We start from the raw sequence: 25,028 nt of genomic DNA, 5'->3' as shown, positions 1-25,028 counted from the left end.
ATTAAAGGAGCAACAAATGACGAAAGCCTATGCCGCACAATCAGAAACTTCTAAGTTAGCGCCTCACCCAATAGAACGTCGTGAATTGCGTAGTGACGATGTCGCTATTGATATCACGTACTGTGGCGTATGCCATACCGATATTCATTATGCAGAAAACGACTGGGGCGGAACCATTTATCCGGTCGTGCCGGGGCACGAGATTATCGGAAAAGTCACGGCTGTCGGCGACAACGTTAAAGGCTTTAAAGTAGGAGACTCGGTTGGGGTTGGTTGCATGGTTGACTCTTGTCGCGAGTGCTCTTCATGTGAGCAGGGGTTGGAGCAGTACTGTCTGAATGGAATGGTTCCAACCTACAACGGTGAAGACTTGCACGATAAAAGTGTGACTTACGGTGGCTACTCAGAAAAGATAGTGGTCAGTGATCGTTTTGTTGTGCGAGTGCCGGAAAAACTCGACCCGGCAAAAGCGGCGCCATTACTGTGTGCGGGCATTACAACTTACTCTCCGCTGCGTCACTTTGGTGTGAAAGAAGGGCATAAAGTGGGTGTTATTGGCATGGGTGGCCTGGGTCACATGGGCGTCAAGTTCGCCAAAGCCATGGGAGCCGAAGTCACTATTTTCACGCGTTCGGAAAGCAAAGTTGCTGAAGCAAAACGACAAGGCGCAGACAATGTCATCATCTCAACCGACGATGAACAAATGGAAGCGGCTACTGAGACTTTTGATTTCTTGTTGGATACTGTGCCGGTGCAACATGATTTAAACCCTTATATTAACTGTCTTAAAGTTGATGGCACTCATATTCTGGTCGGCTTACTGGAACCTGTTGACCCAGCGTTGCAAGCTGGTGCGCTGGTAATGAAGCGTCGTGTACTGGCAGGTTCTTTAATTGGCGGTATTCCTGAAACTCAGGAAATGCTGGATTTTTGTGCGGAGCACGACATTCACTGTGACGTGGAAATGCTTGATATCCAGAATATTAACGAAGCCTTTGTGCGTATGAAAAAAGGCGATGTGAAATACCGTTTTGTTATCGATATGGACACATTAAAACAGTCTTAAGTCGCAAATGAATTGACCACGCTTTATTTGGCGTGGTCTAATTCAGACCGAGAAGAGGTGCGTACATCAGGGACTTTTGAACTTAGGCCGCCAAAGCCAGATTTAAGTCGAAAGAGAGGGGATGTCACGCCGAGGTAATATTGTCATTTTGGCGCAATGTTGCCGGTTGCAGGGTTTGAACACCCGCAACTGTCACCTTTAAGGTGGAGAGCTTCTGGTGTTTGCATTCCTCATTAGTGGCTAAGTCCAGCTACTGGTACTTTTTCTGCAAAGCCTAAGTTCTCCGAACACTTTTGTTGTTTTGTTCTGGAGAAAACTGTGACTTTTACCGTTGCGAAGTTCGGAGGTACAAGCGTTGCTGATCACGCTTCAATGCTCCGTTGTGCTGAAATTATTCAAAGTGATTCATCTATCCGTCTGGTGATTGTCAGTGCCTGTGCGGGTGTGACTAACCGTTTAGTAGCGATAGCAGACCAACAGGGAATGCAGGTAGAAAAGCTATTAAATGAGATATACCAGATTCATTTCGCTATTCAGAAAAAGCTTAACAATGCCAGCCAGGTGCAAAAATCATTAGAGCAACTGCACCATAAACTCGCGCTTCATTGCCAAAAAACTTCGGAAGACCGAGCTTCATGGCGAGATGAGTTGCTGAGCTTTGGTGAGCGGTGTTCCAGTCTGCTATTTTCCTCATTACTTGTTGAGCAGGGACTGCGTTCCAGTACTCTTGATGCCCGGCTGCTACTTAAAACCAACAGTGATTTTGGTCGCGCTCAACCGGATGAAGTTACCACCAAATCACATTGTCTGGAGCAGAAGCAAAAACTTGAGTCCGACTGTGTGTGGGTAACTCAGGGGTTTATTGGTTCTGACGAAAATGAACAGACAACGACTCTGGGTCGCGGTGGCAGTGATTACAGCGCTGCGCTTTTAGCGGCAGGCTTTAATGCAACGGATTTACAAATTTGGACCGATGTTGCCGGCATTTATACAACCGATCCCAGAATCTGCTCCAGCGCACGCGCTATAGCGGAAATGAGCTTTTCTGAAGCGGCAGAGCTGGCAACCTTTGGCGCGAAAATACTGCACCCCTCAAGCCTGGCACCGGCAATTAAAAACGACATTCGAGTATTTATTGGCAACAGTCAGAATGCGCTTGCTGGCGGAACATATATATCCGCCAGTCCAACAAGCCGGCCCGACGTTCGTGCGGTAGCGCTGCGCCGTGACCAGACCTTAGTGACAGTTCATAGCCTGAATATGCTGCATGCAAGCGGCTTTCTGGCCAGGCTTTTTGAAATATTGGCCAGATACAACGTAAGCGTTGATTTGGTTACCACCTCAGAAGTTAGCATTGCATTAACGCTGGATGAAGGCGGCAGTTCAGCTAATGGGCAGGCTCTATTACCGGCAGCAGCGCTGGAAGAACTGGAGCAATTTTGTCGGGTGGAAGTGGAAACCGGGCTATCTCTGGTTGCTATTATTGGTAATGGCATTGGGCGTGATGCACATATTAGTCAGCTGACGTTTAACACCGTTAATGATTATGCAGTGAGGCTAATATGTCAGGGAGCCAGTGAACATAATTTGTGCTTCCTTGTCTCAGACAGTGAAGGTGAGAATGTGATCCGCACTTTGCATGACAGAATATTGCGTTAATAATGTGTAAATAACTGTCTATTTTTTGTAAATATAAACTACAGTTAAAGAGACTCTGGCAACCAAATTCAGGTGATTATTATGAAACAACTGACATCAAAAACTCTGGCAATTACATCGGCTCTTTCTGTTGCTTCGGCAATGAGTATGGGAGCTGCGCAGGCAAATCCCTTTGAAGCCACCGAACTGTCGTCTGGTTATGAAGTTTCTCAACCACAGGAAATGAAGTGTGGTGAAGGTAAATGTGGCGAAGAGAAGAAAGAACAATCTGAAGAGATGAAAGACAAAGCAAAGGAAGGCAAGTGCGGTGAGGGCAAATGTGGCGAAGGGAAGCGCGGCGAGGAAATGAAGAAAGAGAAATCTGAGAAAAAAGGTGAGAAGTCAGAAGAGGGTAAATGTGGCGAAGGTAAATGTGGAGCCTAATCGCTTAATGTTACTTTCGTTCTGAGGACGAAACTGACTATAATGCTCGCTTTCTATTTGAGCAGAATGAAAGCGAGCATTTTTAATGGATTTCTTACAGTCGATCATCCTGGGCATTATTCAGGGAATAACCGAATTTCTTCCAATATCCAGCTCTGCTCACTTAATTTTAATGCCGCTACTTACTGGCTGGGACGATCAGGGCGTAGGCTTTGATCTTGCTGTTCATGTCGGTACCTTACTCGCCGTAATTCTGTATTTTCGCAAAGATGTAAGTGAACTCTTTGTTGACGGACTTCGTTCGATTGCTGCACGGGAGCATGTTGGGCAAAGCCGGCTGGGCTGGGCCGTCGTTGTTGGAACCATCCCCGCCTGTATTGCGGGAATACTGTTACTGGATTACATAGACACCGCATTAAGAGCTGTGGGTGTTATCATCACCACCACAGTGGTGTTCGCCGTGCTGTTAGCGGTCGCAGATCGTTTTGCGCGGGGCAGCCGGACTTTGCAGGATATTGGTTTTAAAGATGCGATTATTGTTGGTCTTGCTCAGGCTGTGGCGCTTATTCCGGGAACCTCACGCTCTGGAGCAACGATAACCGCTGGGCTGTTTTTAGGGTTAAGCCGGGAATCGGCCTCGAAGTTTTCATTTTTTATGGCCATTCCAATTACGACTGCGGCGGCTTTGGTCAAATTATTAACTATAGCCTCAGAGTCCATAGCCGTAGATTGGTTAGGTTTTCTGGTTGGCGGCATAGTGTCTTTTTTAACCGCCATTACGGCTATTCACTTCTTTCTGAAGTGGCTTAATGCGTTCGGTATGTGGCCTTACGTTATCTACCGTTTAGTCTTAGCGGTGGTCTTGTACTTACTGTTCTTCTGAGTTGTTACTTTATGTACGAAAAAATAAAAAAGCAGTTATTTCACCTTAAAAGTAACAAAATTTTTGAAGCGCTGGTGGTTGCCGTCATAATTATTTCGGCATTAGAAATTGGCGCGAAAACATACGAATTACCAGCCTTTGCTAACAGTCTGACCTTCGGTCTGGACCTTTTTATTACCTTGTTTTTCTTAATTGAAATAACCATCCGTTTCATTGCTGAAGACAATAAAAAAGCGTTTTTCAAAGACGGCTGGAATGTGTTTGATACTCTGGTCGTGCTGGTCAGTCTTATTCCAATTAATGACTCGGAACTGGCTTTGCTGGCGCGTTTAGTGAGGATCTTCCGGGTATTACGGATGATATCCATTATTCCTGAGTTGAGAACCTTAATAAACTCCTTATTAAAAGCGCTTCCGCAGATGGGCTATGTCGTTCTGTTGATGTTTATCATCTTCTATATTTATGCTGCGGTAGGCAGTTATTTATTTGCCGATATCAATCCGTTTTTATGGGACAACATCGCCACTTCAATGCTCACGTTGTTCAGGGTGATGACATTCGAAGACTGGACTGACATTCAGTACGAAACCATGGAAGTGTATGGCTGGAGCTGGATTTACTATATGACTTTTATTTTCCTGACCGCTTTTGCGTTCTTAAATATGGTTATCGGTATTGTGATTAACGTCATGGATAAAGAGAGTCGGAAAATTGAACTTGCTCAGGAAGGCTTGGATGAAGGGGCTCTGGACAAAGAACCTTCAATAACCGATTTGCAGCAGGAAATTCGTGAATTAAAACAACTGATAGTGGCTCAGCAGGATGCCGAAAGAAAGTAAAAGCCTATACAGCGCGAAGCTTCTTATTAACGATATTCCTGTTACGGTAAAGAGTAAGCGCATAAAAAATATGTACTTAAGGGTGCGTGCTCCCTCAGGTGATGTTGAGGTGTCTGCTCCCCGACAATGTTCGCTAAATGAAATTGAACGCTGGCTGTTTGAGCGCCATGACTGGCTGATCAAACAACGCCAACGAGTTGCTAAGCAACCAAGCCGGCCTGAGCTTCAGTTTGTAACGGGCGAAGAGCACAAGCTTTGGGGGAAAAGTCACACACTGGATGTTGCAGTTAAAAAGCGCGGTACTTCAGTGAAATGTGAAGGTGAGCAGTTACAGCTGGTTTCTCTGCCACATTACAATGCGGAGCAGCGTAAAAAGATTATGGATCGCTGGTACCGTGAACAACTTTCCCGGGAAATTGAAGCCTTATTGGATATTTGGCAACCGCGAATGGGAGCATACAGTAGCGGCTTCGGAATGAGGGCGATGAAAACCCGCTGGGGCAGCTGTAATATACGCAGCAAAAAAATATGGTTAAACCTTGAACTGGTTAAAAAGCCGGTCGAGTGCCTGGAATACGTGCTAGTTCATGAGCTAACGCACCTCTTTGAGCGTTATCATAATGCACGCTTCTACGCCCTAATGGATGAGTTTCTTCCGGACTGGCGTGAACGAAAGAAGCTGACCAACCAGTTTATCTAAGCTCTTCACCTATTTGATAGTTATGAACCATTGCAGGTGTCCGATCCGTACCTTGGATGGATAGAAGGGTTGTAACAGTGTGTCGATATTATTGAGCGTGGTGCAAAAGCTCTAATTGAAAAAACAGGAGATTAGCGGTGCAGTATTTACATACGATGGTGCGTGTACATGATTTGGAACAATCTTTAAATTTCTACTGTGATTTACTCGGCTTGCAGGAAGTCAGCCGCAAAGATGTGGAAAAAGGGCGTTTTACCTTGGTTTTTCTAGCGGCACCGGTTGATATTGAAAGAGCGAAGAAAGATCAGGCTCCCATGTTGGAGCTTACCTATAACTGGGATCCGCAAACTTATCGCGGTGGTCGTAACTTTGGCCATTTAGCCTTTCGAGTCGAGAATATTTACGAGCTTTGCCAAAAGCTGATGGATAACGGTGTCATTATCAACCGGCCCCCGCGAGACGGTCATATGGCGTTTGTGCGTTCACCGGACAATATCTCCATTGAGCTATTACAAAAGGGTGATAGCTTGCCGCCGGAAGAGCCGTGGACCTCCATGGAAAACATTGGCGAATGGTAATTAAACGGCAGATCCTCTATAATCTGCGCCACAAAACTATGTAAGTAAATGAAGCAATTTTTACTTTGGTCCAATAAATAGGAATGACTATGTCGACTGATAAAGCAAAGATTATTTATACTGAAACGGACGAGGCACCGCGCCTTGCTACCTATTCGTTTCTGCCTTTTATTGAAGCATTTACTAAAGCTGCAGGTGTTTCAGTTGAGACTCGTGATATTTCTTTGGCTGGTCGTATTATTTCGCAGTTTCCGGAGTACCTGACCGAAGAACAACGTCAGTCAGATGCTTTAGCTGAACTGGGCGAAATGGCGAAAACCGCAGAAGCCAATATTATTAAGCTGCCAAACATCAGCGCGTCTATTCCGCAGATGACAGCCTGCATAAAAGAACTGCAAAGCCAGGGCTACAAACTGCCGGACTACCCGTTTGACCCGCAAACCGATGAAGAGAAAGACGTTCGTTCACGTTACGACAAAGTGAAAGGCAGTGCGGTTAACCCGGTATTACGTGAAGGTAACTCTGACCGTCGCGCACCAAGCGCTGTAAAAAATTATGCGAAGAAGCACCCGCACCGTATGGGTGAGTGGTCTAAAGACTCCAAATCACACGTTGCCCACATGAATGAAGGTGACTTCTACGGTAGCGAAAAATCTGTGACGTCTGCCGGCGATGATACCTTCCAGATTGTTTTTGAAAGTAATGGTGAGCAAAAAGTACTGAAAGAATCTGTGCCAGTACTGGCTGGTGAAGTGGTTGATGCGGCTACTATGAGCAAAAAGCAACTACAGGCGTTCTTTGAAAAAGAAACAGTAGCGGCAAAAGAGCAGGGTGTATTACTGTCACTGCACTTGAAAGCCACCATGATGAAAGTTTCTGATCCAATTATGTTTGGTCACGCGGTACGTGTTTTCTATAAAGATGTTTTAGAAAAACACGCCGATTTAATGAAAGAGATTGAGTTTGATCCAAGCAACGGTATTGGCGACCTATACGGCAAGCTGGACAAGCTAACCGCAGAGCAACGCGATGCCATTGAAGCGGACATGAACGCGGTTTACGCGAAGCAGCCTGAACTGGCTATGGTCAACTCGCATAAAGGCATCACTAACCTGCACGTTCCTAGTGACATTATCATCGACGCATCGATGCCGGCGATGATCCGTGACTCTGGTAAAATGTGGGATACGAACGATAGCCAGCAAGACGCAAAAGCAATGATCCCAGATCGTAGCTATGCTGGCGTTTATCAGGAAACCATCGACTTTTGCCGTGAAAACGGTGCCTTTGACCCGGCAACTATGGGTACAGTACCTAACGTTGGCTTAATGGCGCAAAAAGCAGAAGAGTATGGTTCGCACGATAAGACGTTTGAAATTCCGGCTGACGGCGTGGTTAAAGTTTTAAACAAAGCCGGTGATGTTGTTTTCGAACATAACGTTGAAGAAGGTGATATCTGGCGCATGTGTCAGGTAAAAGACGCACCGATTCGTGACTGGGTTAAGCTGGCGGTTAACCGTTCACGCTTGAGCGGTATGCCGGCGGTATTCTGGTTAGACAGCAACCGTGCCCACGATGCTCAATTGATTAAGAAAGTGGAAGAGTATTTAAAAGAGCACGACACTGATGGTCTGGACATTCAGATCATGGCGCCGGTTGAAGCGACTCGCCACACGTTACAGCGTGTGAAAGAAGGCAAAGACACCATTTCTGTTACCGGTAACGTATTGCGTGACTACCTGACTGACTTGTTCCCAATTCTGGAACTGGGCACCTCAGCTAAAATGCTGTCAATTGTTCCGTTAATGAATGGCGGTGGTTTGTTTGAAACGGGTGCTGGCGGTTCAGCGCCTAAACACGTGCAGCAGTTTGTTGAAGAGAACCACTTACGTTGGGACTCTTTAGGTGAGTTTTTGGCGTTAGCGGCTTCTCTCGAGCACTTAAGCCGTACCTTTGATAACAAACGTGCTTTAGTGTTGGCCGACAGCTTAGATGTGGCAACAGCTAAGTTCCTGGAAGAAAACAAATCACCATCGCGTAAAGCGGGTGAAATTGATAACCGTGGTTCACACTTCTACCTGGCCATGTACTGGGCAGAAGCGCTGGCTAACCAGAACGAAGATGCCGAGCTGAAAGAACGTTTCAGTAAGTTGTTTGAAAAACTGTCTGGTAACGAGCAAGCGATTATCAATGAGCTGAACGAAATTCAGGGCGTTAAAGTGGACATTGGCGGTTACTATCAACCAAATACAGATAAGGTTTCAGCAGCAATGCGCCCTTGTTCTGTATTAAACGAAACGCTTGCCAGCTTATAATTTACATAGTGTAAACTAAGCTGTAAGTTTAAGAAGCAGGCTGCGGCCTGCTTTTTTTATATCTGTATTTTTTGTCTGTACATTAGTACATTCTGAAACAAGGTTTTCATTAACAAAGGTCTGGAGTAACGATTTTGGCAACTGGTAACTACCTTATTAATTTGTACGAACGCTGCTTAAAAATGCCTTTTGGACGTAAGATTTTTTCGGTTATGTTTGCCCGAAAAGCACCTTACTTTAAAACAATTAAGCCGCTCATCACTGAATTAAAGCCGAACTTCTGCCAACTAACGTTTAAGAAGCGAAAGGCGCTACAGAACCATATTGGCACTGTGCATGCTATTGCTGTGTGCAACGGTATGGAAATGGCAATGGGAGCTGTAGCGGAAGCATCCATTCCTAAACATCTGCGCTGGTTACCGAAAGGTATGAATGTGCAGTATCTGGCAAAAACTGACAGCGATGTGACCATAGAAGCATCTAGCTCAGAGTCCACCTGGCAACCGGGCGATCAGCCCATATCGGTAGAAGCCAAACGCAGCGACGGCACTGTTGTAGCCGCCGGGCACATTACTATTTATGTTTCAGAAAAGCCTAGTCGATAAGATGAAAGGACTTCTGTCTGCCGTTTAAGTAGCTGACCCCGTCACCATCAAAAAATGCATCCTCTTCCAGCATGATGGTGATGGCTTTATCCTCGAATGTGGTTTTGTTATTAAGTTCTATAGAATAAGCCGTATTGGAAAATAGTGGGTATTCTCCTCCACCTGGTATAGCATGCTGTTTATCCCACATGCCAATGTTAGGCCCTGATCCATGGCCGTAATAACCAATAGGGTGGGTATAAATCATTGGCTCCAGATCTTCGCTTCTGGCTTCTTCTAATGCGGCGAGCAAAATGTCGTTGCCTGAACGCGTCTCTTCAAACTGTTCTGTCAGAATATCCTGTAGTTGGTTAGCATTGGCTAGTGCTTGTTTTAGGGGATCAGGTGCGTCTGACTCGCCTTCTTTTAAAACATAGGCATGTTGCTGAGTATCTGTATTTAAACGCAGATAAGTGATGCCAAAGTCCACGTGCAGTAAATCGCCGGGCTGTATGGTAACGCCGGTTGAGCGTGGGTGTCCGGGTTGAGGGTCATCGATACGTTGCACACTCACTGAAGGATGGAACCAAACGGGCAAGTTTTCCTTTGCCGCACGTTCACGGAACCACCATTGAAGATCTTCTGTGGTGGTTTCACCAACTGAAACCACTTTGCTGGAGAAACCCTCTGCGATAATTTGGTGAGCAAGTATAACGGCATTACGATAATAGGGCAGTTCGGCTTCTATTCGCTTTTCAAGCCAGGAAACAGCAAGCGGTTCAGCACTGACAATTTTATTTTCTAAATTGTCGGGTAAAGCGGCCATGAAAAGCTCTTTATCTGTTGCTGTAATCCCGTCGGCCTGAGCGAAGTCTTTCGATTGATTAATCGCAATAGAACTGGGATTACGCTCTGTAATGACTTCCGTCAGACGTTGCCATTGATTAGGCTGTTGCTCCGGATTCCAGGCACTTTTAAACACCTCGCCAACGTTGTAACGGGCTATTGCTAAGGTTTCCAGATTCTCACCCTTGCCCGGGTTATGGATAACTAAAATGGTTCTTCGTCTGGCAGATAACCAGTCGCTGGGGAGGAAGGTTTTAAGTACCGGGTCCTCGTTATATTCGCGACTTATTAATACCCACATATCAATATCAGCTTGTCGCATCAGCTCCGGAAGCAGTTGCTGAACACGTTGCTGAAGAAGCTTGTCAACAACCTCTGCGCGTTGTTTAAGGGGCAGGGGGGTTATATTTTCTGCAAGTAAGCTAACAGAAAAAACAGTACAGCAAGTTAGGCTGGCCAGGAGAATGATTTGTTTTAGCATAAGTGCTACCGATATTAAAAAAGGGACCCGAAGGTCCCTTTCTAGCAGTTTTTCACAAAGAAGTGAATTATGGTTTGCCGACTGGCTCGTTAGCGTCGATGACGGCACCTGGGTGCTCGTCTTCACCATCGTCCGGAGCCAGTTTTTCCCATTTGCGAGTAAACAGAGCCAGCACGAAAACAACCGCACCAACGCTGATACCAAATAAGAAAATGGTCCAGTAAAGCTCAGGCATGGCCTGTGGGTCGTCTGGATTAAGACCTCCAGCGATTCGACCGGCAACAACGTTACCGATTGAGTAGGTCAATACGAAGATACCCATCATTTGACCTGCCATACGCTTTGGAGACAGTTTACTGACCGCACTCAGCGCAACTGGGCTTAAACAAAGCTCACCCACAGTATGGATAAAGTAAACTGCAACTAACCAGTATGGAGCTACTTTCAGGCCACTTGCTGCAGCTTGTGATGCAAAGAACATAACAATGAAACCGGTGGCCATAATGATTAGGCCAATCGCACTTTTGAAGCCATACGATGGATTAATCATGCGCTTGCTGAGGTTAATCCAAAGTGCTGCGAAGAAGGGTGACAAGGCAACCAAAAAGAAAGAGTTTAGCGATTGGAACCAAGTGGTTGGAATTTGAAAGTCGCCAACCATACGATCGGTTAGGTCTCGCGCAAACAAGTTGAATGAAGAACCTGCTTGTTCAAAGCCTGCCCAGAACATGGTTGAGGCAATACAGACTAAGAATAAAGCTCCCAGTCGTTTCATTTCATCGCGGGTCAATTTACCGAAAATGAAAACCGATAGGTAAAACAGGAAAAATATAACCGTGAAGATAATGGAAACGCTTTCAGCAGCAGCGACTGGATTAATGCTGACATAGCCATTTAGCGCCAGGAATGTGTAGACAGCCAAACTTGCCAGTAAAAACCAAATAATTCCCCAACTGCGTTTTGCCGCCTTTGGTCCTAAAGGCTTCGGTGGCTTTTCACCAACGCCCTTCAGTTTAGGTAAAGTCAGTTTGTACTGAATAAGACCAAATGCCATACCAACAGCAGCAGCGCCGAAGCCCCAATGGTAACCAGCATTTTCCATAAGGTAACCGGTAACGATGTAACCGATAATAGAACCTATGTTGATACCCATATAATAAAGAGTATAACCACCGTCACGACGGTCATCGTCTGAGCTATATAATTGGCCAACCATGGCGGTGATATTTGGTTTTAATAAACCTGTGCCAAGTACCACTAAAATCATACCAATGAAGAAGCCAGCTTTACTTGGTATAGCCAGGACAATGTGGCCAAGCATAATAATGATGCCGCCGTACCAGGTGGCGCGCTGTCCGCCTAATAATCGGTCAGCTATCCAACCGCCCGGTAAGCCCATAAAGTAAACGGCACCGGTGTATAGGCCGTAGATGGCTGTTGCAGAGGCGACTGTGAATGCTATACCGCCTTCTTGTAAGCTGGCCGTCATAAAAAGAACCAGCAACGCACGCATACCGTAGTAACTCATGCGCTCCCACATTTCGGTAAAAAACAGGGTTTGTAAGCCCCCTGGTTGTCCGAAAAAACTTGCGTCTTTGTCGACTATTTTTGTTGGATCCATTGTTATTATCCGTTTAGTTATTGAAACTTTGGTCCTGTTCGACTTTGGTCTAAGTCAAAAAAAGTGGCGTTACTTTACTAGCGACCGCCGTGAAATAAAACCGAAAACGATGAAATACTCAATTTTTGGGGTGTTTATCGCCCGGTATCCCCTTGCGCAGCTCTACTGGCTGCGGTTTCTTACGGCTTGATCGTATTTTAAGGTTGAGCATTTCAACTGCAAGAGAGAATGCCATAGCAAAATAGACATAGCCTTTAGGCACGTGAAACCCGAATCCTTCGCCAACTAAGGTCATGCCTATTAAAATTAAAAAGCTAAGAGCCAACATTTTGATGGTCGGGTGTTTGTCGACAAAATCGCTGACAGATTTAGCCGCAACCAACATAACCCCGACAGAAATGATAACCGCAATGACCATGACACTGAGTTGATCAGCTAAGCCAACCGCAGTGATGACTGAATCAAGTGAAAATACGACATCCAGAATGGCTATCTGTATAAGAATACCGATAAAGGAAACAGTGACTGGTGACTTCTCTGTTTGAGAGTCTCCTTCTAGCGCATGATGAATCTCTAATGTGCTTTTCCCGAGAAGGAACAACCCCCCTAACAGCAAGATTAAATCGCGCCCTGAAATATCTTCAGAAAAAATACTGAACAGGGGATCGGTCAGGGTCATCACCCAAGTTAAGGAAAAAAGCAGCAGCAACCGGGTTCCCATGGCAAGGCCCAAGCCTATTGTGCGTGCTTTATCACGCTGGTGCTCGGGTAAACGTCCCACCAGAATTGAAATAAAAATGATGTTATCAATGCCCAGCACGATTTCTAAAGCAGTTAAAGTTGCCAGAGCAACCCAGGCTTCTGGCATAGTTATCCACTCAAACATCTTGGTCCCTTAGGTTTTATTAACGTAGTGACTGCTATATTGAAAGGTATTGGAGATAAACACAATTTAATTTAGATTGTCGACAATCTTTTGATTTCAATCTTGCAAGTAGAGTTTTTTTCATAGAAAATGGAGCAATCAAAAATTACTGTCGACAATCAATGCAAATAATCAGTCCTTTCGAACGTTCAGCCATTACCTCGTCAGACAGAGTTCTGTTTGAAATACAACGGGCTATTGTTGAAGGTGATATTGCGGCGGGTTGCAAAATTAGCGAACCGGAGCTTGCCCGGCGGTTCAATGTCAGCAGAGCGCCGTTACGTGAGGCTTTGGCTCGACTCGAGCGCTGCCATCTTATTGAACGAATACCGAACGCTGGTGCCAGAGTGGTTACCTTGTCTCTGGAAGGATTAATTTCGTTATATCAAATTCGGGAAGAGCTTGAAGGCCTGGCTTGCCGTTTAGCGGCAGAGCAAATGCCCGACAATGAAATAGACGAGTTAAGACAGCTTTTAGATAAGCATCTGGAAACTCAGCGGGTTCGTGAAGGTGAAAGTTACTATCAGGAAGCCGGCGATCTCGACTTCCATTATCGCATTATACTCGGCAGTAAAAATCAGTATTTAATTAATATGCTTTGCGACGAACTCTACTATCTTGTCCGTATGTATCGAGTGCAGATGGGTATGAATGGTCCGAGAGTTTCGCGCGCCTTCGATGAACATAAAGCCATTATTAACGCTATTGCTAATCGCGATGGTGAATTGGCCGATCTGCTAATGCGCCGTCATATTGGCGCGTCTCGTAAAAACATTGAATTACGGTTACAAACAGAAAAGGAAACATCATGACTCATATGACAAGCCCGGGTGCTAAGTTGCGCCAAGCTATTGCCGACGAAAATCCTTTACAGATTGTTGGCACCATTAACGCCTACACAGCAATGATGGCAGAAAAGGTTGGGCACAAAGCGCTATACCTGTCTGGCGCTGGCGTGGCAAATGCGTCTTTCGGTTTGCCTGACTTAGGCATGACGTCGTTAAATGATGTTTGTGAAGACATTCGCCGTATTACTGCTGCAACCGATCTGCCTCTGTTAGTTGATGCTGACACTGGTTGGGGCGGAGCATTTAATATTTCCCGTACGGTTAAAGAAATGACACGTGCCGGTGCTGCCGGAATGCACATTGAAGACCAGGTGGCTCAAAAACGCTGCGGACACCGTCCCAATAAAGAAATCGTTACGCAGGAAGAGATGGTTGACCGAGTGAAAGCAGCCGTAGATGCGCGTATTGACGACCAGTTCCTGATTATGGCGCGTACCGACGCATTGCAACAGCAGGGGCTGGAAGCCGCTATTGAACGTGCACAGGCTTGTGTGGATGCCGGCGCTGATGCCATTTTTGCAGAAGCTGTTCATACGCTGGATCAATATAAAGCCTTCACCGAAGCTCTGAATGTGCCGGTTCTGGCCAATATCACTGAATTTGGCGCTACGCCATTGTTTAATAAACAGGAATTAGCTGACGTTGGGGTGGAAATTGTTCTTTACCCTTTAAGTGCTTTCCGGGCAATGAACAAAGCCGCACTTAGCGTCTACAATAGTATTTTAGAGAACGGCGATCAGAAAGCCGTCATTGATGACATGCAGACTCGCGCAGAGTTGTATGACTTTTTGAATTATCACGATTTTGAAGAAAAGTTAGACCAGTTATTTAAAAAGTAGCCTGACATTTATGTCAGGTGAGATATCGTTCCTGACGTAAGCGTCAGGCTACGAGCGATGGCAGATATCAAATACAAAAATTAAGAAGGGAACAACACTATGGCAGAGAAGAAACTAAGTGGCGCAGGTTTGCGCGGACAATCAGCCGGCGAAACGGCACTATGTACTGTTGGTAAAAGCGGCTCAGGTTTAACCTACCGTGGCTATGACATTTCTGAACTGGCGGAAAAAGTTAGTTTTGAAGAAGTGGCTTATCTTTTAGCTAAAGGTGAGTTGCCGAATAAGCAACAGCTAACAGATTACAAAAAGCGTTTGAAGTCACTGCGTACTTTACCTCAGGAAGTTAAAGACGTACTTGAGCGTATTCCAAAATCAGCGCATCCAATGGATGTTATGCGTACCGGTTGTTCTATGCTGGGTAACCTGGAAACGGAAGAAAGCTTTGATGAGGCAGATGATCACATCGAACGTTTGCTGGCGACTTTCCCAGGTATTGTACTGTACTGGTACCGCTTTACTCACGACGGTGTTCGTATTGATACCGATTCTGAAGAAGAGTCTATTGGTGCACACTTCCTGCGTCTTTTGCACGACAAAGCGCCTTCAGAGCTGCATGCAGCAGTAATGAACACCTCGTTAATTCTGTACGCAGAGCATGAGTTTAATGCGTCAACCTTTACGGCTCGTGTTTGTGCTTCAACCTTGTCAGATATTCACTCTTGTGTGACCGGTGCCATTGGTTCATTACGCGGCCCACTTCATGGTGGTGCAAACGAAGCGGCAATGGAGCTGATTGAAGGCATGAAAGATGCTGATGACGCTGAACAGAAGCTGAAAGGCATGCTGGAACGCAAAGAGAAAATCATGGGCTTTGGTCATGCCATTTACCGTGATTTTGATCCGCGTAACGACGTGATTAAAGCCTGGTCTAAGAAACTATCTGAAGAAGTAGGCGATAGCCGCTTGTACGATGTTTCAGTGCGTTGTGAAAAAGTTATGTGGGACGAGAAGAAACTGTTCCCGAATGCGGACTTCTTCCATGCATCGGCTTATCACTACATGGGTATTCCAACTAAACTGTTTACGCCAATCTTTGTCATGTCACGCGTGACCGGCTGGACCGCTCATGTGAAAGAGCAGCGTGCAAACAACCGTATTATCCGTCCAAGTGCTGATTATACTGGACCAGAGCCGCGTAAAGTTCCGGCTTTAGAAGAGCGTTAATCTGTTCTTCGACTGATAAATAGTACAGGAGCAGTCATCTACTGCTCCTTTTTTCGTTTAACGATGACGATAAGTGGTAACTCATGACTTCATACCGTAAAAAACTCGCTGGTACTACGCTCGAGTACTTTGATACTCAAGCCGCGGTAGATGCGATTGAACCGGGTGCCTATGCGCGCCTGCCTTATACTTCCCGTGTATTAGCTGAAAACTTAGTCCGTCGTTGCCCGGCGGATATTCTGACGCAATCGTTAGAACAGTTGATTTACCGCAAAAAAGAACACGATTTCCCATGGTTTCCGGCACGCGTTGTCTGTCATGATATTTTAGGTCAGACAGCCTTAGTGGATTTAGCCGGATTGCGTGACGCCATTGCTGAAAAAGGTGGGGACCCCGCCAAAGTGAACCCTGTGGTGCCAACCCAGTTGATTGTTGATCATTCACTGGCCGTTGAGCATGCAGGTTTTGATAAAGACGCTTTTGAAAAAAACCGGGCTATTGAAGACCGTCGTAACGACGACCGTTTTCACTTTATTAACTGGACCAAAACGGCGTTTAAAAACGTTGATGTGATTCCTCCCGGCAACGGCATTATGCACCAGATCAATCTGGAGAAAATGTCGCCGGTTGTGCAGGTTCGCGACAACGTCGCTTTTGTAGACACCTGTGTGGGTACTGATAGCCATACACCCATGGTTGATGCCTTAGGTGTTATCTCTGTGGGTGTTGGCGGCCTCGAAGCAGAAAGCGTTATGTTGGGGCGTGCATCTTATATGCGCTTGCCTGACATTATTGGCGTTGAGCTGAGCGGTAAGCTGCAACCGGGTATTACCAGTACGGATTTAGTGTTGGAAATGACTGAGTTCTTGCGTAAAGAGCGTGTCGTTGGGGCGTATCTGGAGTTTTACGGTGAAGGTGCAGAAGCCTTAACGGTAGGTGACCGTGCAACCATTTCAAATATGACACCGGAATACGGCGCGACTGCGGCCATGTTCTATATTGATGATCAAACTATTGATTACCTGAAACTGACCGGTCGTGACGATGACCAGGTAGAATTGGTTGAGCATTTTGCCAAAGAAACCGGATTGTGGGCCGACAGCTTAAAGTCTGCCGAATATGGCCGAGTACTTAAGTTCGATTTATCGAAAGTCAAGCGTAACCTGGCCGGGCCATCGAATCCGCATTCGTTGTTACCGGCATCGGAACTGTCTGAGCGTGGTGTTGCGAAGCACATTGAGAACCCGGAAGAGGGCAAAATGCCTGACGGAGCTGTGATTATTGCGGCTATTACCAGCTGTACTAATACCAGTAACCCACGCAACATGATTGCGGCCGGCTTAATTGCCCGCAACGCCAATAAACTTGGCTTAACTCGTAAGCCTTGGGTCAAATCATCGCTGGCTCCGGGGTCAAAAACGGTCAAAATGTATCTGGAAGAAGCTGAACTTTTGCCTGAACTGGAAGATTTAGGTTTTGGCGTAGTCGCCTTTGCCTGTACCACCTGTAACGGCATGAGTGGTTCGTTGGATCCTAAAATACAGCAGGAAATTATTGACCGTGATTTATTCTCTACGGCGGTATTGTCTGGTAACCGTAACTTTGACGGGCGTATCCACCCCTATGCTAAGCAGGCGTTCCTGGCTTCGCCGCCATTGGTCGTAGCTTACGCCATAGCGGGAACCATTCGCTTTGATATTGAGAAAGATGTATTGGGCATTGACCCGGACGGTAACCCGGTAACGCTGAAAGACATTTGGCCAAGCGATGAAGAGATTGATGCCATTGTGAAACAGAGCGTTAAACCTGAGCAATTCCGTAAGGTTTATGACCCGATGTTTGATCTGTCGGTTGATTATGGTGAGAAGAATAACCCGTTGTACGACTGGCGCCCACAAACCACTTATATTCGTCGTCCGCCATATTGGGAAGGCGCATTAGCTGCAGAACGTACCATGAAGGGCATGCGCCCGTTAGCCGTGCTGGGTGACAATATCACCACTGACCATTTGTCACCGTCAAATGCCATTATGGCTGACAGTGCCGCGGGTGAATACCTGGCGAAAATGGGCGTGCCGGAAGAGGACTTTAACTCTTACGCAACGCACCGTGGTGACCATTTAACGGCGCAACGCGCAACTTTTGCCAACCCGAAGCTGTTTAATGAAATGGTGAAAGGCGAAGACGGTAAAGTCATTCAGGGCTCGCTGGCACGCATTGAACCTGAAGGTAAAACCGTGCGCATGTGGGAAGCTATTGAGCACTATATGGAGAACAAGCAGCCGCTGATTATTGTGGCTGGTGCTGACTATGGTCAGGGCTCGTCTCGCGACTGGGCTGCAAAAGGTGTGCGTTTAGCGGGTGTTGAAGTCATTGTGGCCGAAGGCTTTGAGCGCATCCACCGTACCAACCTGATTGGTATGGGCGTATTGCCGCTGCAGTTTGAAGAGGGCACAACCCGTAAAACGCTAAATATTGACGGCACTGAAACCTTTGATATGAAAGGTACGCCTGAAGCGGGTGCAAGACTGACATTGGTTATTCATCGTGCCAATGGTGACAGTGAAGAAGTGCCGGTGCAGTGCCGCTTAGACACCAAAGAAGAAGTGTCGATTTATGAAGCTGGTGGTGTACTGCAACGTTTTGCTCAGGACTTTTTAGAAGCAGAAGCAAGCTAAGGAGTTCTAAAACGATGCATAAACCACAAATTAAAATTCCCGCCACCTATATGCGTGGCGGGACCTCAAAAGGCGTGTTCTTTCGCCTGCAGGACTTACCCGAACCGGCGCAGCAGCCGGGAGCTGTGCGTGACGCTATATTGATGCGCGTAATAGGCAGCCCGGATCCTTATGCCAAGCACACCGACGGCATGGGAGGTGCTACCTCCAGCACCAGCAAAACGGTTATCGTCTCTAAAAGCGAACAACCAGGCCATGACGTAGACTATCTGTTCGGTCAGGTGTCTATTGATAAACCTTTTGTTGACTGGAGCGGGAACTGTGGCAATTTATCCTCAGCCGTAGGGCCTTTTGCTATTGCTAACGGTCTTGTCGATGCTGAACGTATTCCTGATAACGGTGTGTGCGAAGTCCGTATCTGGCAGGCCAATATTGGAAAGACCATAGTCAATAAGGTGCCCATGGTTAATGGTGAAGTGCAGGAAACCGGTGACTTTATTCTGGATGGTGTGACCTTTCCGGCGGCTGAAGTGCCGGTGGAGTTTATGGACCCGTCTGCCGACGGTGAATCCATGTTTCCGACCGGTAACTTAATCGATGATTTAGAGGTTCCTGGCATTGGTACATTAAAAGCCACGATGATTAATGCGGGCATCCCGACCATTTTCCTCAATGCGGAGGAAATTGGATACGACGGTACTGAGTTGCAGGAAGTCATTAACGGTAGTCCGGAAGCTCTGGAGCGCTTTGAAACCATACGTGCCTATGGCGCGGTGAAGATGGGCTTGATTGATGATATTGCCGAAGCGGCTAACCGTCAGCACACCCCAAAAGTGGCTTTTGTGGCAACGCCAAAAGACTACACCGCATCCAGTGGCAAGGTCATTAAGGCCAACGACATTGACTTGCTGGTAAGGGCGATGTCGATGGGAAAATTGCATCACGCCATGATGGGCACTGCTGCTGTTGCTATCGGCACTGCTGCCGCTATTCCAGGTACAACCGTTAATTTAGCCGCGGGCGGTAAAGACCGTACTATGGTGAATTTCGGCCATCCTTCAGGTACCTTGCAAGTAGGCGCTGAATGTAAACAGGTGAATGGTCAATGGACAGCCGTTAAAGCCATTATGAGTCGCAGTGCCCGAGTGTTAATGGAAGGGCAGGTACGTATTCCGGGGGACGTTCTTTAAGTGGAAAAAGCCACGCAAGTCAAGTTACTCAAAATTGCCATGATCACCGGCATTACTCTAATTTTATTAGGTCATGTTGTGCTGGCTGTGACTATTGGCAACGATGATATTGATTTTCGTGGTTATATTTTGGGGGCAGCGATGAATGCCGTTGGCGTTATTCTGTCGCTGCCCACCAAAATTTATCTCACTCTGGTGCTAATGGAAAAGGAAGAAAAAAGTAATAAAAATACGCACTGGAGCGATATTAATTAGTTCTATTCGGTAAACCTTAGTCTGCGTATCCCCATGGAGTAGCTGGTGTTTCAACCGGCTCCGTTAGGTCAAAGTCCACCCGAAACTCGCGACCTTCTCTAACTAAACGATAAGTAAAGGTTTCGTCGTGAATGTACATTTCCCAGGTGTTGGTATTTGATTGCGGGACGCCAAGTTCAATAAATAACTCTTTAGAATAGGCATCAACAGGAAAGGATTGTGCGGTTGCATAACCTTTGTCTGTTGTGTGTCCGCCATACATAGTTAACGGGTCATAGTTGCCGTCAGGCTTACGGTGATCGTGTTTTAGGCTAATACCTGAGCCTGTTTGCGTTAGTATCCAGGTGCGCGAGTGGTTGTCTCCAACATGAAAAGGGATTTCGATTCGTTGCTCACCACATTTACGAACGTGCATCACTAAGTCACCTTCGAACCCTTCTGACTTTGGTGTATCGACTGTTACCTCGCCTGCATAAGAATTACCGCAAAGCTTGTTTATAGCAGCAAAAAATTCAGCCTGAGCCTGAGTTGAAACCCTGGGAGCCGGTTTAATAACTTGATCCTGAGCGATCGATGTATGAGATAATGCTGTTCCTAAAAGTAAAGTAAGAATGGAAAGCCTGATTTTCATTGTTATTACCTTTTTGCTTTTTATAAAACCAATTTCCGATGCGGTTTTTTTGAGACTAAGAGAGCAAGGGTGATATTAATTAGCTCCAGAGTCCAGACATTTTACTTAACTTGACACGTATTCAGTGCCCAACGAGTAGATCAAGGCAGCCAAATCTCACCAAGTGGGGTATCTGGCTCAAAGTGATGAGCTATCTGAGCCTGCAAAAGTTCCGCACATGCCAGTGCGTCAGTTAATGCATTATGCGGAGGATAAAAGGGCAGGTTATAGCGGGTACGACTGTCCGCCAGACGAATAGACTCCGGTTTTTTACCACGCAGTTTTTGCCAGAAGGATAATGGTTTACGGTGGAATCGAGCTTCAATTTCCATCGTATCAATAAGCGGAAACTGGATGTTTTCATGCAGGCGTTCTTTAATCCCTCTTTGCAGGAAAGGGCGCTCAATGCCATGGTAATGGACAACCCAGACTTTTCCGGCGACAAGCTCCAGTAGTTCATCAATAATACTTTCTAAATCGGGTGCGTGTTCAATTTCGCTATGAGTAATGCCGTGTATAACGACAGATTCATCAGTAAGACTGCGTCGTGGCTTAACTACCCAGCTTTTTGCTTCTGAAAATAAGATTCGCTCTGTGGTCATAGGAATTGCAGCGATGCTGACTATGCCATGCTGTTCAGGATCCATCCCTGTTGTTTCAAAGTCGACGGCAACCATAGGCGTTTTATTAATGGGCGTATCCGGCGAACTGATGCCCTGACTGTAATACCTTTTAAGCGCCTGAGAATGGCTGAGCTGCTCTAAGGTCTCAAATTGTTTGGGCCAGTTAATATTCTTCGATTTTCTGGGCTTTTGCTTTTGTTTGTTTTCCGGGGCAAGATAAAGCATTGTTTAGCCTCCCGAGTAACGGTAACGCAAATATTTTTGGGCGTTACTTAGAATTTGAAAGGCGTCTTTTAAGTTTTTACGCTCAAAATGAGATAAGTCTTCAGGAGCAACGTTATTGTCAGGCACTTCACCAGCCGAAATGGCTAATGCCTGATGTCGAATTCTCACCATAGAAATCAGTTCCAGGGCATCACGTAAATCTGGTCCGCGACCTTGTGGCAAAATTTGTGAATCAATAATGTCTTCAAGACGAGTAAAGGAGTTGCGCTGTGATGAGCCAATGGCCAGAGCATGAACACGGATCAAGTCTGCAACAGGGCCGGTGCCGCGGCGCTTGGTATTGATGCTGTCACGGTGTTTGCCATCCTTTTCCATGACAAAGTCTTTAAAAAAGCCCAGAGGGGGGGTGCGGTTTAGCGCGTTACGTGCCATAGAGCCTAAAAACCGTTTATTGCCTTTGGCTTTTTTTCGTATCAGTGAATTGAGCTCATCGGCGAATTTTTGTTGCCCCCAGACACCGTCCAAATCGAAAAATATGGAGGAGTGCAGCAGCTTTTCTGGTGACGGGTTTTCAATCCAGTCGGTAAAGTAGTTTTTCCACACTTTTAACGGTTGTCGCCAGGCATCGGTGGTGGCCATAATGCCGCCCGTACAATAGGTATAGCCGCAGGCATTTAAGCCGTCGGCCACAAAGCCCGCTAACTCTTTAAAGTAGGCATCGTGCTGTTTGGGATCAAAATCGTCGTGTAAAACCATAGCGTTGTCCTGATCCGTGACAATACTTTGCTCGTCACGTGCCATTGAACCCAAAGCCAGGAAACAGTAGGGCACCGGTGGTGGTCCGAATTTCTCTTCGCCAAGTTCTAAAAGTCGCTGTTTGAACGAACGACCAATGGTAGCCATTGCGGAACCTATCATTCGCGAGTTCGCATCTTCGTTAACCATGCGCACAAAGCTGGCGCGGACACTTTCAGCAAGTTCGGTTAGCTCTTCAATAGAGTTTTGCTTAAAAATACCACTGACAATAAACAGAGTACTTTTTGACTCATGCTGTGCCACATCCGATAAAGCTATGACGCCTACAACCTGACCTTTTTTCAGTACCGGCAAATGGTGAAGGTTGGTTCGCATCATTATCAACAAAGCTTCGAACACGCGGTTATTATGCTGAACAAATGTCAGGTTCTCGGTCATTATAGAAGAAACGGGGTGGGTACTGGACCGGTTTACCGCCAGAACACGCTTGCGTAGGTCTTTGTCCGTTATAATACCCACAGGAAGATGCTGTGTTTCATCGATAATAAGTAATGATGATACTTTTTCATCTGTCATTTTTGCGGCAGCATCGTGAATACTGGCGTTCAAATCAATAGAAACTGGCTCGCGCGTAATGATTGTATCAACGGTCGCTGAAAGCGATTCATTGCGGTTTTCCTGCTCTTTTACCGCCTGATTTACGCGCCGGTGTCCTTCAACTTCCACTGCGTCGGCAAAGCTGTCGTATTCATCAAACAGGCGATTAAACAAACTGCCGGGAATAAAATAGATAAGCGTATCTTCTAATGCTTTGACAGGGTAACGAACCTTGCCTTTACGCAGTAAACCCGCTTCACCAAAAAAACCACCTTCGCTTAAACGATTAAACAGGTCGCCGTTACGGTTGTAGGTTTCTACTGAACCGTTCCTAATGACGTATAAATCAGAAATTGACTCGTTATATTCAAGAACTTGCGAACCCGCTTTGAAGTAGCTGATTGCAGTATTTTTGGCAAGCTCAACAAGTTCTTCTTCAGGCAACTCGTTGAAGGGGGGGAAACGACGTAAAAAATTCAGAATTTCCAGATGTTCGGCTTCCATAATTGCACCTGTTATAGCAAAAGCGGCGCTAAAGCGCCGCTTTTAAATGGGTAAATAACTTACGCGAATCGCTACTTCGCAGGTTTACCAACTCTTGGTTCGGAACGCAATCCCTGAACGACTGCAAAACAGGAAGCCAATAAAACTATGGTAAACGGTAAGCCTAAAGATAAGGACATTGCCTGCAGGGCAACGAGACCACCGCCAAGTATCAGCGCAATTGCGACTAACCCTTCAAACGTACACCAGAATATACGCTGAGGTACCGGTGCTTCAACTTTACCGCCAGCGCTTATGGTATCGATAACCAGCGAGCCTGAATCAGACGAGGTAATGAAAAATACCATAACCAGAATAATACCCACAAACGATGTTACTTCTGTCCAGGGCAAGCCTCCCAGCATAATAAACAGTTTGAGTGAAAGCTTTTCACTGGCTATTTGTTCGGCTCCCGCAACGAATTGCTCTATTGCAGCGGTACCGAATACTGTCATCCAGAATACGCAGGCCAGAGAAGGTATCAATAGTACCGAAATTAAGAATTCACGTACGGTACGGCCTCTTGATACCCGGGCAATAAACATGCCTACAAAAGGTGACCATGCAATCCACCATGCCCAGTAAAACGATGTCCAGCCTTGAGAGTAACCCAGGTCTTCACGTCCAACCGGATTTGACAGGGCTGGGAGGTTAACAATGTAATTGTAAAGATTTTCCGCGAAACCGGTGAAAATAGCTACCGTCGGGCCGACAATAATGACAAACAGCATAAGAATAGCCGCCAGTGACATATTCACTTGCGATAGTCGCTGCACACCTTTTTCCAGGCCTGCAAGAACTGAAATTAATGCGATAGCGGTTATCCCCATAACCAGCAGCACATCGGTGGTATCACCTTCAGCCCAGCCGAATAGAAAGTTTAGTCCTGCTGCCGCCTGAGAAGCACCCAGTCCAAGTGATGTTGCAAGACCGAACAAGGTTGCCAGTATTGCGATAATATCAATGATATGTCCTGGCCAGCCCCATACGCGTTCGCCCAGAATTGGGTAAAAAATAGAGCGTATTGTTAAGGGTAAGCCTTTGTTGAAAGAAAATAAGGCTAAACCTAAAGCAAGAACGGCGTAAATAGCCCAAGGGTGCAGAGCCCAGTGGAAAATGGTTGCAGCCATGCCTAATTTTATTGCAGCAGCCTGGTCACCGCCGGCGCCGCCAAGAGGTGCTGAGTCGGTACGAATACCATCTGCGTTAAACTCAGTTCCACCAAATGCAGCACTAAAATGAGTAATCGGCTCAGAGACACCGTAAAACATGAGTCCAATACCCATGCCTGCGGCAAACAGCATTGAAAACCAGCCAAGATAGGAAAAATCAGGGCTTGCCTCAGTACCACCTAAACGCACTCTACCCAGTGGTGAAAAGATTAAAAATAAACACAGAAGTACAAAAATATTAGCTGCACCAATAAAGAACCAGTCCAAATTAGCGGTTAACCAATTTTTTGTACTTGTGAATACCGGCTCCGCCTGATTCTGGAACATTAAAGTAATAACCACAAAGGCGACGATCGCAAGTCCGGAGATAGCGAATACGCGGTTATGGAAATCCAGACCAAAAGGTCCTACTTTCATAACAACGTTATCTTGTCCTACTTGGTAATCCGTATCGATTGGATTGACTTCACCGTCAGGAATCATTGGGT

The 25,028-nt window shown here is 46.2% G+C and carries 22 protein-coding genes and 1 riboswitch; of the genes, 15 read left to right on the top strand and 7 right to left on the bottom strand.

Annotation, left to right across the window (positions count from 1 at the left end; genetic code table 11):
• Window positions 1-16: 16 nt before the first annotated feature.
• The 9 genes from ACN0TF_RS03780 to ACN0TF_RS03740 all read left to right on the top strand — a co-directional run bounded on the left by ACN0TF_RS03780 (window position 17) and on the right by ACN0TF_RS03740 (window position 9,068).
• Window positions 17-1,066, top strand: coding sequence for an NAD(P)-dependent alcohol dehydrogenase (locus ACN0TF_RS03780; RefSeq protein WP_417440810.1), 1,050 nt, complete (start codon window positions 17-19; stop codon window positions 1,064-1,066).
• A 44-nt stretch (window positions 1,067-1,110) separates the two neighbouring features.
• Window positions 1,111-1,288, top strand: a riboswitch (Lysine riboswitch).
• Window positions 1,289-1,384: 96 nt separating this feature from the next.
• On the top strand, window positions 1,385-2,725 hold the full coding sequence (gene lysC, locus ACN0TF_RS03775; RefSeq protein ID WP_417440809.1) for a lysine-sensitive aspartokinase 3: 1,341 nt from the start codon (window positions 1,385-1,387) through the stop codon (window positions 2,723-2,725).
• Between the two features lie 81 nt (window positions 2,726-2,806).
• The gene (locus ACN0TF_RS03770) at window positions 2,807-3,148 is read left to right on the top strand and encodes a hypothetical protein (RefSeq protein ID WP_417440808.1); all 342 of its coding nucleotides are present in this window, start codon (window positions 2,807-2,809) and stop codon (window positions 3,146-3,148) included.
• An 85-nt stretch (window positions 3,149-3,233) separates the two neighbouring features.
• Window positions 3,234-4,031: an undecaprenyl-diphosphate phosphatase gene (locus ACN0TF_RS03765; RefSeq protein ID WP_417440807.1), complete on the top strand. Its 798-nt coding sequence runs from the start codon at window positions 3,234-3,236 to the stop codon at window positions 4,029-4,031.
• A gap of 11 nt (window positions 4,032-4,042) precedes the next feature.
• Complete coding sequence (locus tag ACN0TF_RS03760) at window positions 4,043-4,870, top strand: ion transporter (RefSeq protein ID WP_417440806.1); 828 nt, start codon at window positions 4,043-4,045, stop codon at window positions 4,868-4,870.
• Window positions 4,854-5,570, top strand: coding sequence for a M48 family metallopeptidase (locus tag ACN0TF_RS03755; protein WP_417440805.1), 717 nt, complete (start codon window positions 4,854-4,856; stop codon window positions 5,568-5,570). The genes ACN0TF_RS03760 and ACN0TF_RS03755 overlap by 17 nt, the downstream gene beginning before the upstream one ends.
• A 137-nt stretch (window positions 5,571-5,707) precedes the next feature.
• On the top strand, window positions 5,708-6,148 hold the full coding sequence (locus ACN0TF_RS03750; RefSeq protein WP_417440804.1) for a VOC family protein: 441 nt from the start codon (window positions 5,708-5,710) through the stop codon (window positions 6,146-6,148).
• 89 nt (window positions 6,149-6,237) lie between these two features.
• Window positions 6,238-8,463: an NADP-dependent isocitrate dehydrogenase gene (locus ACN0TF_RS03745; RefSeq protein ID WP_417440803.1), complete on the top strand. Its 2,226-nt coding sequence runs from the start codon at window positions 6,238-6,240 to the stop codon at window positions 8,461-8,463.
• Window positions 8,464-8,597: 134 nt separating this feature from the next.
• Window positions 8,598-9,068 carry a hotdog fold domain-containing protein gene (locus ACN0TF_RS03740; RefSeq protein ID WP_417440802.1) on the top strand — a complete coding sequence of 157 codons (471 nt, stop codon included), beginning with the start codon at window positions 8,598-8,600 and terminating at the stop codon, window positions 9,066-9,068.
• On the opposite strand, the gene ACN0TF_RS03735 is transcribed toward ACN0TF_RS03740, so the two are convergent.
• From ACN0TF_RS03735 to ACN0TF_RS03725, 3 genes are all read right to left on the bottom strand, one after another.
• On the bottom strand, window positions 9,058-10,374 hold the full coding sequence (locus ACN0TF_RS03735) for a M24 family metallopeptidase (protein WP_417440801.1): 1,317 nt from the start codon (window positions 10,372-10,374) through the stop codon (window positions 9,058-9,060). The genes ACN0TF_RS03740 and ACN0TF_RS03735 overlap by 11 nt on opposite strands.
• Window positions 10,375-10,441: 67 nt before the next feature.
• Window positions 10,442-11,995: a peptide MFS transporter gene (locus ACN0TF_RS03730; RefSeq protein ID WP_417440800.1), complete on the bottom strand. Its 1,554-nt coding sequence runs from the start codon at window positions 11,993-11,995 to the stop codon at window positions 10,442-10,444.
• A 118-nt stretch (window positions 11,996-12,113) separates the two neighbouring features.
• A complete protein-coding gene (locus tag ACN0TF_RS03725) occupies window positions 12,114-12,881 on the bottom strand; it encodes a TerC family protein (RefSeq protein ID WP_417440799.1) in 768 nt (255 codons plus the stop codon).
• Window positions 12,882-13,042: 161 nt separating this feature from the next.
• Between ACN0TF_RS03725 and ACN0TF_RS03720 the strand changes: the two genes are divergently transcribed.
• The 6 genes from ACN0TF_RS03720 to ACN0TF_RS03695 all read left to right on the top strand — a co-directional run bounded on the left by ACN0TF_RS03720 (window position 13,043) and on the right by ACN0TF_RS03695 (window position 19,954).
• Window positions 13,043-13,732 (top strand): GntR family transcriptional regulator, encoded by a 690-nt coding sequence (locus tag ACN0TF_RS03720; protein WP_417440798.1) that lies wholly within the window; start codon window positions 13,043-13,045, stop codon window positions 13,730-13,732.
• On the top strand, window positions 13,729-14,607 hold the full coding sequence (prpB, locus tag ACN0TF_RS03715) for a methylisocitrate lyase (RefSeq protein ID WP_417440797.1): 879 nt from the start codon (window positions 13,729-13,731) through the stop codon (window positions 14,605-14,607). The genes ACN0TF_RS03720 and prpB overlap by 4 nt, the downstream gene beginning before the upstream one ends.
• 99 nt (window positions 14,608-14,706) lie before the next feature.
• Window positions 14,707-15,831, top strand: coding sequence for a bifunctional 2-methylcitrate synthase/citrate synthase (prpC, locus tag ACN0TF_RS03710; RefSeq protein WP_317497051.1), 1,125 nt, complete (start codon window positions 14,707-14,709; stop codon window positions 15,829-15,831).
• 83 nt (window positions 15,832-15,914) lie between these two features.
• A complete protein-coding gene (gene acnD / locus ACN0TF_RS03705; RefSeq protein WP_417440796.1) occupies window positions 15,915-18,509 on the top strand; it encodes a Fe/S-dependent 2-methylisocitrate dehydratase AcnD in 2,595 nt (864 codons plus the stop codon).
• Between the two features lie 14 nt (window positions 18,510-18,523).
• Complete coding sequence (gene prpF / locus ACN0TF_RS03700) at window positions 18,524-19,699, top strand: 2-methylaconitate cis-trans isomerase PrpF (RefSeq protein ID WP_417440795.1); 1,176 nt, start codon at window positions 18,524-18,526, stop codon at window positions 19,697-19,699.
• Window positions 19,700-19,954, top strand: a complete 255-nt coding sequence (locus tag ACN0TF_RS03695; RefSeq protein WP_011234669.1) for a hypothetical protein — start codon at window positions 19,700-19,702, stop codon at window positions 19,952-19,954.
• 16 nt (window positions 19,955-19,970) lie between these two features.
• On the opposite strand, the gene ACN0TF_RS03690 is transcribed toward ACN0TF_RS03695, so the two are convergent.
• The 4 genes from ACN0TF_RS03690 to ACN0TF_RS03675 form a co-directional block, all read right to left on the bottom strand.
• A complete protein-coding gene (locus tag ACN0TF_RS03690; RefSeq protein WP_417440794.1) occupies window positions 19,971-20,585 on the bottom strand; it encodes a hypothetical protein in 615 nt (204 codons plus the stop codon).
• A gap of 140 nt (window positions 20,586-20,725) precedes the next feature.
• Entirely contained in the window at window positions 20,726-21,472 is a 747-nt protein-coding gene (locus tag ACN0TF_RS03685) for a 3'-5' exonuclease (RefSeq protein WP_417440793.1), read from the bottom strand.
• A gap of 3 nt (window positions 21,473-21,475) precedes the next feature.
• Window positions 21,476-23,329 (bottom strand): DUF294 nucleotidyltransferase-like domain-containing protein, encoded by a 1,854-nt coding sequence (locus ACN0TF_RS03680; protein WP_417440792.1) that lies wholly within the window; start codon window positions 23,327-23,329, stop codon window positions 21,476-21,478.
• 71 nt (window positions 23,330-23,400) lie between these two features.
• Window positions 23,401-25,023: a BCCT family transporter gene (locus ACN0TF_RS03675; protein ID WP_417441109.1), complete on the bottom strand. Its 1,623-nt coding sequence runs from the start codon at window positions 25,021-25,023 to the stop codon at window positions 23,401-23,403.
• Between the last annotated feature and the right edge of the window lie 5 nt (window positions 25,024-25,028).

It is taken from the genome of Idiomarina sp., from assembly GCF_048265525.1.
GTDB lineage: Bacteria > Pseudomonadota > Gammaproteobacteria > Enterobacterales > Alteromonadaceae > Idiomarina.
Note: the sequence above shows the minus strand (reverse complement) of the source record. Positions and strands in the feature narration are given on the sequence as shown.